Annotated in this window: 7 protein-coding genes; all 7 read left to right on the top strand. The window is 58.7% G+C overall.

The annotated features are described in order from the left end of the window. Nucleotides 1-104: 104 nt before the first annotated feature. Complete coding sequence (locus AADA04_RS02415; RefSeq protein WP_340691638.1) at nt 105-1,316, top strand: TolC family protein; 1,212 nt, start codon at nt 105-107, stop codon at nt 1,314-1,316. Then, nucleotides 1,313-3,172: an efflux RND transporter periplasmic adaptor subunit gene (locus AADA04_RS02410; protein WP_340691637.1), complete on the top strand. Its 1,860-nt coding sequence runs from the start codon at nt 1,313-1,315 to the stop codon at nt 3,170-3,172. Before AADA04_RS02415 ends, AADA04_RS02410 begins: the two co-directional genes overlap by 4 nt. Before the next feature lie 9 nt (nt 3,173-3,181). Next, nucleotides 3,182-6,406, top strand: a complete 3,225-nt coding sequence (locus tag AADA04_RS02405) for a CusA/CzcA family heavy metal efflux RND transporter (protein WP_340691636.1) — start codon at nt 3,182-3,184, stop codon at nt 6,404-6,406. After that, nucleotides 6,403-6,828: a copper-binding protein gene (locus AADA04_RS02400; RefSeq protein ID WP_340691635.1), complete on the top strand. Its 426-nt coding sequence runs from the start codon at nt 6,403-6,405 to the stop codon at nt 6,826-6,828. Before AADA04_RS02405 ends, AADA04_RS02400 begins: the two co-directional genes overlap by 4 nt. Nucleotides 6,829-7,079: 251 nt before the next feature. Then, complete coding sequence (locus AADA04_RS02395; protein WP_340691634.1) at nt 7,080-7,727, top strand: hypothetical protein; 648 nt, start codon at nt 7,080-7,082, stop codon at nt 7,725-7,727. Continuing rightward, nucleotides 7,724-9,562 (top strand): NADH:ubiquinone reductase (Na(+)-transporting) subunit F, encoded by a 1,839-nt coding sequence (gene nqrF, locus AADA04_RS02390; protein ID WP_340691633.1) that lies wholly within the window; start codon nt 7,724-7,726, stop codon nt 9,560-9,562. The genes AADA04_RS02395 and nqrF overlap by 4 nt, the downstream gene beginning before the upstream one ends. A gap of 137 nt (nt 9,563-9,699) precedes the next feature. Then, nucleotides 9,700-10,141: IS6 family transposase (locus tag AADA04_RS02385; RefSeq protein WP_340691632.1), on the top strand; the 442-nt coding region annotated here is incomplete at its 3' end.

The following is a 10,141-nucleotide window of genomic DNA, read 5'->3' as shown; positions in this document are numbered from 1 at the left end:
TGAAGCAACGCCTCCTGGTCTGATCCAGACGGTCTCCATGCGCGCGATATCCAAGAGGATAACGCGCCTTGTACCCGTCCGTTTTCAGAACACAGGAATTCTTCATGTTTCGTCCTCTTTTGCTCCTGGCCTGTGCCGGGATATCCTCCGCGCTGATTGCAGCGGCTGATGCCCAGAGTTTTCCTGATCTGGAATCTGCGCTGCACGACCATCCAAGCCTGCAAGTCATGGCATGGCAGGCCGAAGCGAACCGCGAGCGCGCAAGTGCCGCCACTGCGTTGCCGGACCCCGTGATTTCAGCCGGGATCAACAACTTTCCCATTTTCGATCCCTCGTTCAGTGATTTCCTGCCGACCAATAAATCGGTTGGCATCCAGCAGAAATTCCCGAGCCTAGCGGGCCGAAATGCCCGTGCCGGAGAAGCCCTTGCCCGCGCCAGTGAAACACGTGAAATGCGCGCGCAGCGCTATGCAGCCCTCCGGGGTGAACTCATCGCACTGCTCCATGAAAAACAGCGCACCCGCGTCCAGCGCGACCTCGCAGGAGAGCGCACGGAAAAATACGACGCCCTGACGCAAGTCGCAGAACGGGAACTCGATGCAGGACGCCCTGCCCTGTTCCGGTTGGCAGAGATTGAGGGCGAACGCGCTGAGCTTGATCGAACGCTGGTGGAATTGAACGGCCAGGCCGAACAGATCGATGCGCGACTGATTGAGCTTCTGGGAGCAGTACCGGACACGCCGCCGCCGCCGGTGATGCCCATCGACTGGTCGGGAGACGCCATGGCGTTCCATGCCGTGCGCGTCGCTGACGCCGGCATCGCCGTCCGCGATCGCGGGATCGATGACGCCAAAGCCGCCTGGAAACCGGAATGGGGCGCGCAGCTGACTTACCAGCAGCGGGAATCAGGCGCCAACTATACCGGTGACGACTGGGTGTCAGGCATGGTCAACGTGACGGTTCCGTTCTGGGCAAGCAGGAACCAGGCACCGCGTTTGCGCGCCGCCAAGGCTGAGCGCGCCGCCGCCCGCGCCAACTTTTCAGCGGCCGCAAGAACTGCCGCCGCCCAGTATTCAACGTATCGGTCCATGCGCCTGACAGCGGAGCAAAGCGCAGCTGTCCTGTCTCGGAAGATTGTCGCAATCGAAGACGAAATCACGTCCCAGACCACGATCTATGAATCTGGGGTCGGTGACTATGCACCGATCATTGATGGCGAACTCGCCATACTCAAACTCCGTTCGGACATGGCTGGCGAACAAGCGCGTATCGCCACAGCCACAGCGCGCATGAATGCGCTTTTGGTCACACAATGAAACAGACATTTTTCGTCACAGCCACAGCGCTCACACTGCTTCTCTCAGCCTGCGGCGACACGGCGCCCGCACCCGATGCGCCTGCGCCGCAAGCCCAGACCCGTAACGCGACTGAAGCAGCACAATACACCTGCCCGATGCACCCGCACTACATCTCGGCGGATCCGGATGGCACCTGCCCGATCTGCGGCATGGACCTTGTTCCGGCCAGCCCTGCTTCCGGAACCAGGAGCGGCGCAGGAACGGCTGAAATCCTTTATTACAGGCACCCCATGGGTCAGGCCGACACATCACCGACCCCAAAGAAAGACTCGATGGGCATGGATTACATTCCGGTCTATGCCGACCCATCGCGTGCTGATGGTTCCATCGCCGTTGCCCCCGAAATGATCCAGACAATGGGCGTGCGTATCGCACCGGTCGAGATCGCCAATTTTGGACGTTCGCTGCGCGCGTTCGGGACCGTCGAAACGAATGAACGGCTTGAGAATGTTGCGGTGTCACGCATCGAAGGCTGGATCGAGGATTTGCGTGTGCGAGCGGAAGGCGACACCGTTCGCCCTGGCGCATTGCTCTACCGTGTCTATAGCCCCGACCTGATCGCCGCCCAGAAGGACTATCTCAATTCTCTCAAGATCGGGAACGAGAACCGGATTGCCGCTGTCAGACAACGCCTGCGGTCACTCGGCATGCAGACGACCACCATCAACCGGCTGACCGAAACCCGAAATGTAACTGAGCGCGTGCCCGTTTACGCTGAGTCTGGCGGGATCGTCGTGTCGCTCCAGGTGCGAGAGGGCGACTTCATCAAACCTGGCACGCCGATCCTGCGCCTGCAGTCCTATTCCGGCGTCTGGATCATCGCAAGCGTGCCGGAACAGGACCTTGCGCTCGTCGATACCGGCATGCCTGTGCGTCTCGGCTTTCCGAGCGCACCCGGCGCGCCCGCTGAAGGCCGGATCAATTACATCTATCCGGAAATTGACCCCAAAACCCGCACAGGCGAGGTTCGGATCGAAGTTGATAATGCCGCTGGCTATCTCCGGCCCGGCGCCTATGCGGACATCTCCATGGACCTTGGCGGCGAGCCAAGGCTGTCTGTCCCGACCGAATCTGTCTTGCGCGATAGTCGCGGCTCACACGTCATTCTCGCGCTGGGCGACGGCCACTTTGCTGGCCGGAGCGTCCAGACCGGGCTCAACGCCAATGGCCGAACCGAAATCCTCGCCGGCCTCGCATCAGGTGAACGGGTCGTGGCCAGCGGCCAGTTCATGCTGGATAGCGAAGTCAATCTGCGCGAGGGCCTCTCAAAGCTGCAAGCGCCCGTCGCCATGATGGCCGGACCTGACACGCCGCTCGCCCAGCTGCCCGTCGATGCCACGACCCTGGCCGGGATCGACCACTTCACGGACATGGCACTTTATTTCCATGAAGCCCTGACGGACGATTACAGGATCGATCCCTTTTTCGTCGACCCGGCCCTCGGCCTTGGCGCAACCCTTAAAGTGCGATTTGCCAATACAAGGCTCGTTCCGGTTTTGACCGAGGCCGAAGCCGCCCTCAGAGCCGCAAAGGATGCCAGCGAAGGTGAGGCACTCGCGGTCGAACTTTCACGCCTGATGACAGCGCTGGAGCCCTGGCTTCTGGAGGGGACGCCCGTTCACTACCGCGATGCCGGGCTCTCCCTGTTCAAGGAAGACGGCACCGGACGCCTCTGGCTCCAGGAAGGCGGCAAACCGCGCAATCCGTATGGCGACAAGCCGGCCGAAGCCATCGACTGGCCGGACCCCATGGCCGGCATGGATTCAGGCCGCGCAGACGGCGACCCAGCCGATCCTGACGCCGGGCATCCGTAGGATACGATCATGCCAGACAATCATCTCCATGATCTTGGTGGGCGCGATCCGTCAAAGTCGGCCATTGCGAAACTGATCTTCTGGTCGGTCTCGAACCAGCTCATCGTCCTTGTCCTCTGCGCGGGGCTCGCGCTCGCCGGATGGATGGCCGTTGAACGGACGCCGCTCGATGCCGTGCCGGATCTCACCGACACGCAAGTCATCATCCGCACCGATTTTCCAGGCCAAAGCCCGCAAATCGTCGAGGACCTTGTTACCTATCCCCTGTCGACCAACCTGCTCGGCCTGCCAAAGACAAAGGATGTGCGCGGCTCATCCATGTTCGGCACCAGCTTCGTCTATGTCATCTTCGAAGATAATGTGGATTTGTATTGGGCCCGCTCTCGTGTACTGGAGGCCTTGTCGCGGCTCGGCACCACCTTGCCGGATGGCGTGGTGCCACAACTCGGCCCGGATGCCACAGGCGTTGGCTGGGTCTACCAGTATGCGCTGGTCGACAAGACCGGCAACACCGACCTGGCAGAGCTGCGTTCGCTTCAGGATTGGTTCCTCAAACTGGAGCTCTCAGGCGTGGAGGGTGTCTCGGAAGTCGCCTCGGTTGGCGGGTTCGTCCGCGAATATCAGGTCCTGGTCGATCCGAACCTCCTGCGATCCTATGACATTCCGCTGCGCCGCGTTTCTGAAGCGGTGAAAACCGCCTCAAGCGAGGTCGGTGGCCGCGTACTGGAACAGGCCGAAAGCGAGTTCGTGATCCGCTCATCGGGTTATGTTGATGAAAAGCCCGACCTTGAACAGGTCGTTCTATATGCGTCAGACGGCACACCTGTCGTGCTCTCCGCGGTCGCGCGCATTGTTGAAGGCCCTGCCCTTCGCCGCGGCATTGTCGAACTCAATGGCGAGGGTGAGACCGTTGCAGGTATCGTGATCATGCGGGACGGCGAGAATGCGCTGACCGTGATCGACGGCGTGAAGGCAAAACTTGCCGAACTCCAGCGCGGCCTGCCCGAAGGGGTCGAGATCATGACCGTCTATGACCGCGCCCCTTTGATCGAGGGCGCAGTCGAGTACCTGAAGAAAAAGCTGCTTGAAGAAGGCATCGCGGTTGCTTTCGTGATCCTGATCTTTCTGCTGCACGTGCGCTCATCACTGGTCGCCATCATCACGCTGCCGCTCGGCGTCCTTGGGGCATTCCTGATCATGTCGCTGCAGGGTGTCACCGCGAACATCATGAGTCTTGGCGGGATCGCCATTGCAATCGGGGCGATGGTGGACGCCTCCATTGTCCTTGTCGAAAACGCCAGCCGGAAACTGGCCGATCTTGGTGACGAGGCGACGGCATCGGATCGCAGGGCCACCCTGATCGCATCTGCGCAGGAGGTGGGGCCCGGCATCTTCTTCTCCTTGCTCATCATCACCGTGTCCTTCCTGCCGGTCTTCGCACTCACGGGTGAAAGCTACCGCCTGTTCAGCCCGCTCGCCTTTACAAAAACATATGCAATGGCATTCGCAGCGATCCTGTCCGTGACACTGGTCCCGGTGCTCATGCTCTATCTCATGCGGGGCAAGTTCCGTCCCGAAACCGCCAATCCCCTGAACCGCTTCTTCATCTGGATCTACAAGCCCCTCCTGCACGCCGCGCTGCGATTCAAATGGGTCACACTTGCAATTGCGCTGCTTCTGACTGCGAGTGTTATCGTTCCTGTCCAGCGCCTCGGCTCGGAATTCATGCCGGCTTTGTATGAAGGCGAACTGCTCTACATGCCAACCACGCTGCCCGGCGTCTCCTCCACCAAGATGCGGGAAATCCTTGGCCAGACCAATCGCGTGCTGATGACCGTACCCGAAGTCGAGCGCGTCTTCGGCAAAGCCGGACGTGCCGACACCGCGACGGATCCTGCGCCACTCACGATGATTGAAACCTGGATCAAGCTGAAGCCAAAATCGGAATGGCGCCCGGACATCACTGTCGATGACATCACCGCAGAGCTGGACGCCAGGCTGCAAATGCCCGGTCTCGTCAATTCCTGGGGCTATCCAATCAAGATCCGGATGGACATGGTCTCGACCGGCGTACGCACACCCATCGGGATCAAGGTCACAGGCGATGACCTGGTCGAGATCGAACGGATTGCGCGAGACATCGAAGCGGTCGTCTCGGAAGTTCCCGGCACCCGTTCCGCCTTTGCAGACCGCGTCCTTGGCGGCAAGTATCTGGAAATCACGCCCGACCGGGCAGAGCTTGCCCGGCGCAATATTGATATGGGCGTGTTCCAGACCGTGGTGCAGACCGCACTGGGAGGCATGCGGCTTGCGCAATCGGTCGAGGGACGCGAACGCTACAATATCATCCTGCGCTATGACCGGCCATTCCGGGAAAGCCCCGGTGATCTGGAAAGCATCCTCGTCCCGACTCCAACCGGAGCCCACATTCCCCTGGGCGACCTCGCGACAATCGCCTTTACCGAAGGGCCGCCCATGATCCGGTCGGAAAATGCGCGTCTCACCGGCTGGGTGTTCGTTGATATTGCAGGCCGTGATATGGGCGGCTTTGTGAGCGAGGCGCGTCAGGCCGTGACGGACGCCATCACCTTGCCGCCCGGCTACGCTGTCGAATTTGCAGGCCAGTATGAGCAGATGGAGGAAGCAGCAGCGCGCCTGCAGATTGCGATCCCGGCCGCCGTGACGCTCATTTTCCTACTTCTAATGCTGCATTTCGGTCGCCTCGATCGAACGGCAATCATCATGCTCTCCCTGCCCTTCGGCATGGTTGGCGGGCTCTGGGCCGTCTGGCTGGTGGGTTACAATCTGTCGGTCGCTGTCGCCGTTGGCTTTATCGCCCTGGGCGGTATCGCGGTTGAAACGGCTGTCATCATGCTGCTCTACATTGACGGCCAGGTGCGGGAAGAACAACCGACCAGCCGCACGGAGTTGTTCGGGGCGATCAGCCGCGGCGCCGCCATGCGCGTGCGCCCCAAACTGATGACGGTTCTGACCATTCTGGTTGGCTTGTCACCCGTCTTTCTGACCGATGGTCTTGGCGCAGATGTCATGCGGCGAATCGCGCTGCCCATGCTCGGCGGCATGGTGTCCACGCTTCTTCTGACCCTGATCGTGATCCCGGCAATCTATTACATCTGGGTTGGCCGGTCTTTTTCCGTGCGCGGCGGATCCCACCCGGATGACACGCGCAAAACACTTCAAACAAGCGACCCCTTAGGAGAACCGAAACAATGAAGACCCTTACACTTTTGACTGCCGGCCTGTTTGCCGTGTCTCTCGCAGCCTGCGGCCAGGAAGCGCCTGCTGAAACCATATCGGTCGAAACGCACATGGAAATGACAGGCAGCGACATGATGGACCATTCCGGCCACGACATGCCGGACCAGGTAATGGGTCATGGCACCGGCATCATTAAATCACGCGGAAGCAAAGGCGACTTCCTGACCATTGACCACGGCCCGATTGACGGCATTGGCATGGGCGCCATGACCATGGGTTTTGAAATCATGGGCAGCGTCGATGTATCGGCATTTGCAGAAGGTGACCCGGTTGCCTTCATGGTCAAGAAGGGCCGCGACAATTCCTATCGGATCACGAACATGTGCAACACGCAGACAGAAGGTACCGACTGCCTTGCTGGCATGATGGACCATTAGACAACAGGTGCCCGGCCACGCAAGTTGGACAAGGGGGGCGAGTGTGTTGGCGCAGAGCCATGCCCGTCTCTACCTGCCTTCTCCAGCAAGGTGAGATCTACCGGGCGCCCCTATTCGCTGTTCCGTAAACGCGCAGGCAGCAGACGACAAACGATACAAATATTGCAGGAGGGTCATACGTGACGAGAATGATCGCATTTAGAGTTCGCCAGTGGCACAAGTGGCTATCTCTGTTCATCGGAGCACAAGTCATGATCTGGCTCGCGTCAGGTCTTTACATGGTCATCATGGACCTGGACTTCATCCATGGTGATCATCTCGTGCGCGAGCGCTCGGACACATTCATGGCGGGATACAGTCCCGAGGTCGGCTTCGCAGACATCCTGTCCGACTATCCTGAGGCTGACGAAATCGTCCTGGCGAACTGGATCGGGAAACCCGTCTATCGCATATACACAGCTGAAGGCTCGCTTCTGGTTGACGCGCAGGATGGCACTCAACGCTCTCCCCTCGGCAAGGCGGATGCAATCGCTGTCGCGCAGTATCATTACGCCCGTTCCCGTGGCGTCGCCTCAGCAACACTCATTGAAACCGAGGCCGACGCTCCCACCGAACTACAATCGCGCAAGCTACCTCTCTGGAGGATCGATTTCGACGATGCCGGAGCGTCATCGTTTTACGTCTCTCCCCATGACGGCACGCTGGTCGCGAGACGTCACACATACTGGCGCATATTCGACTTCGCCTGGATGCTGCACATCATGGATTACGACGAGCGAGCGGATGTGAACAACACGCTTTTGCGTGTCGCAGCGGGACTGGGTCTTACACTTTCCATCATCGGCATGTGGCTGCTCTGGTTCAGCTTCAACCGTCGCAAAAGGATCAATGGCAAATGATTATCGTGCGCCGGATACACAAATGGATTGGTCTCATTCTGGGATTACAGTTGGCGCTATGGATGCTCAGTGGTCTTGGCATGGCTGTGCTGCCCCATGATCTGGTTTCCGGCGACCATCGCCGGGCGGAGCATGGCGCTCTCCCCCCCGTGCAATTGTCAAATCTCGAGGTTCGGAACCCGGCACCTGTCGAGAGATCCAATATCCATGAAATACGACTGAATATCCTGAATGGACGAGCTGTGCTGGAAACCGTCTCAACAGACGGTGCGTCTCTGTCTGACGCGGTCACCGGAGATCCGATCAACATAGACGAAACGTTGGCCATGGAGGTGGCGCTCAATGACTATGCGGGACCCGGTGAAGTGACCGAAATCGCATATGTTTCAACGCCAGAACTTGAGACGCGAAGCCATGCAGCACCAGCATGGCGCATAAACTTCGACGATCCGGAACATACAAGCATCTACATCTCTGCCACAAACGGACAGATCCAGGAGAGGCGAAATCACTATTGGAGAACCTTCGACATATTCTGGATGCTCCATATCATGGACTATCAGAATCGCTCGAACTTCAACCATCCGATTATCGTGATCTCGGCTCTCCTGGCCGTCTGGATGGGGCTCAGCGGGATCGTTCTGTGGTGGGACAGTTTCCGGCGTCATGACTTCAATCTGATCGGCAAGTGGCGTAACCGCAAGAGCAGCCATACCCTGTCGGTGACGGATAGCGAGGGTGGCGCCATCAAGGCCGTCAGGGTCACTCCGTTGCAAACCCTGTATGCCGCGATGGACGCGAATGGTTACCCACTCCCATCCTCATGCGGGGGCGGTGGGACATGCGGGCTTTGCAGGGTGAAGATCAGTCCCGAAACATCTGTCTTGCCTGCGGATCGCCGGCAAATTCCCGTATCGGAAATCCAGGCCGGCTACCGGCTGGCATGCCAGCACCCGGTCAGCACCGACCTCTGTGTCACGCTTCCGCATGGCCTTCTCGACGCACAGACACTCACGGGAAAGATCGTGTCGTCGGCCTTCATATCACCCGACTTGTGCGAACTCCGCATTACCCTTCCAGAAATGCTCGCATTCAGGGCCGGAAGCTACTTACAGGTCGAAATCCCTGCATTTGAATCACATCTGGACAAACTTGATCTTCCCGAATTCGTCAGGGCGCGCTGGCATGCCTCCGGCACGGCGGAACATTTCGGAACCGTCAGGACGGTATACCGGACTTATTCGCTCGCCAATTCACCCGGTGAACTCGGCAATGATATTATGCTGAATGTTCGCCTCGCGCTCGCCAGGCCAGACACTTCGGGTGTTCCCGTTGGTATCGGCTCGGCTTTCCTGTCAACACTGACGCCAGGCGATCCAATCACCCTCAAGGGTCCTTTCGGAGATTTTCACGTCAAGGACGTTGATGATGAAATCATCTTTATCGGAGGCGGCGCCGGCATTGCACCGATACGCTCCATGATACGGGATCAGCTGTCAGTGCGAGGCCGTACGTCGAAGATCTCCTTCTGGTATGGCGCAAGAACACCTGAGGATATAGTGTACAGGGATGAGTTCGCGCAGCTTGCCGATACCTACAGGAACTTCTCCTGGCATGTCGCACTTTCGCATCTCGACAAGGATGACACCTGGAGCGGGGAGCGTGGGTTGATCCATAAAATCGTACGAGATCAGTATCTTGCATCACATCCAGACATCGGACGTTGTAGATTCTATGTTTGCGGGCCACCTCCCATGCTGGAAGCCGTCCTCAAATTGCTGGCCTCGCTAGGCGTTCCGGAAGAAAGGATCGCGTTCGACGATTTTGGCAGTTGAGTCTATCTGTCAGAGGGGCCTTTGCCATAAGGGCGAGACAAGGAAGCACGCCGTGGAACGGCCGCTCGATTGATTGCGAGGGCATCGTCAGGGGAAGCGGGCTTGAGGTGATCGATCATGGTGATTAGCCTTCCAATATGGCCAAGAACCCGTTTCGCTACTTCAAGACATCGCCTGAGATCATGCAGCTCGCGGTGATGATGTATGTCCGATTTCCGCTTTCACTCCGGAATGTCGAGGACCTTCTTCATGAGCGCGGCATTGATGTCTCCCACGAAAGCGTCCGCCTTTGGGTTGATCGGTTCGGCACATACTTCGCTCACAAGATCCGGAAACGGCGGTCCGAAGCCATGCGGCGTAGCCCACAATGGCAGTGGCACTTTGATGAGGTCTTCGTGAAGAATAGAGGCGAACGACATTACCTCTGGCGAGTCGTGGATCATGAGGGCGAAGTCTTGGAATCCTACGTCACAAAGAAACGGGACAAAGCCGCTACATTGAAACTCCTAAAGAAAGCAATGAAGAGATGCGGCAATCCGAATGTCGTCGTGACAGGCAGATGCCCTTCTTATCGGGCAC

The sequence above is a fragment of the Hyphomonas sp. genome (assembly GCF_037969335.1).
Taxonomy (GTDB): Bacteria; Pseudomonadota; Alphaproteobacteria; order Caulobacterales; family Hyphomonadaceae; genus Hyphomonas.
Note: the sequence above shows the minus strand (reverse complement) of the source record. Positions and strands in the feature narration are given on the sequence as shown.

Coding starts and splice junctions, on each gene's coding strand:
- AADA04_RS02410 (WP_340691637.1), top strand. CDS start 1,313: ATGAAACAGACATTTTTCGTCACAGCCACAGCGCTCACACTGCTTCTC.
- AADA04_RS02395 (WP_340691634.1), top strand. CDS start 7,080: ATGATCTGGCTCGCGTCAGGTCTTTACATGGTCATCATGGACCTGGAC.
- AADA04_RS02405 (WP_340691636.1), top strand. CDS start 3,182: ATGCCAGACAATCATCTCCATGATCTTGGTGGGCGCGATCCGTCAAAG.
- AADA04_RS02415 (WP_340691638.1), top strand. CDS start 105: ATGTTTCGTCCTCTTTTGCTCCTGGCCTGTGCCGGGATATCCTCCGCG.
- AADA04_RS02400 (WP_340691635.1), top strand. CDS start 6,403: ATGAAGACCCTTACACTTTTGACTGCCGGCCTGTTTGCCGTGTCTCTC.
- nqrF (WP_340691633.1), top strand. CDS start 7,724: ATGATTATCGTGCGCCGGATACACAAATGGATTGGTCTCATTCTGGGA.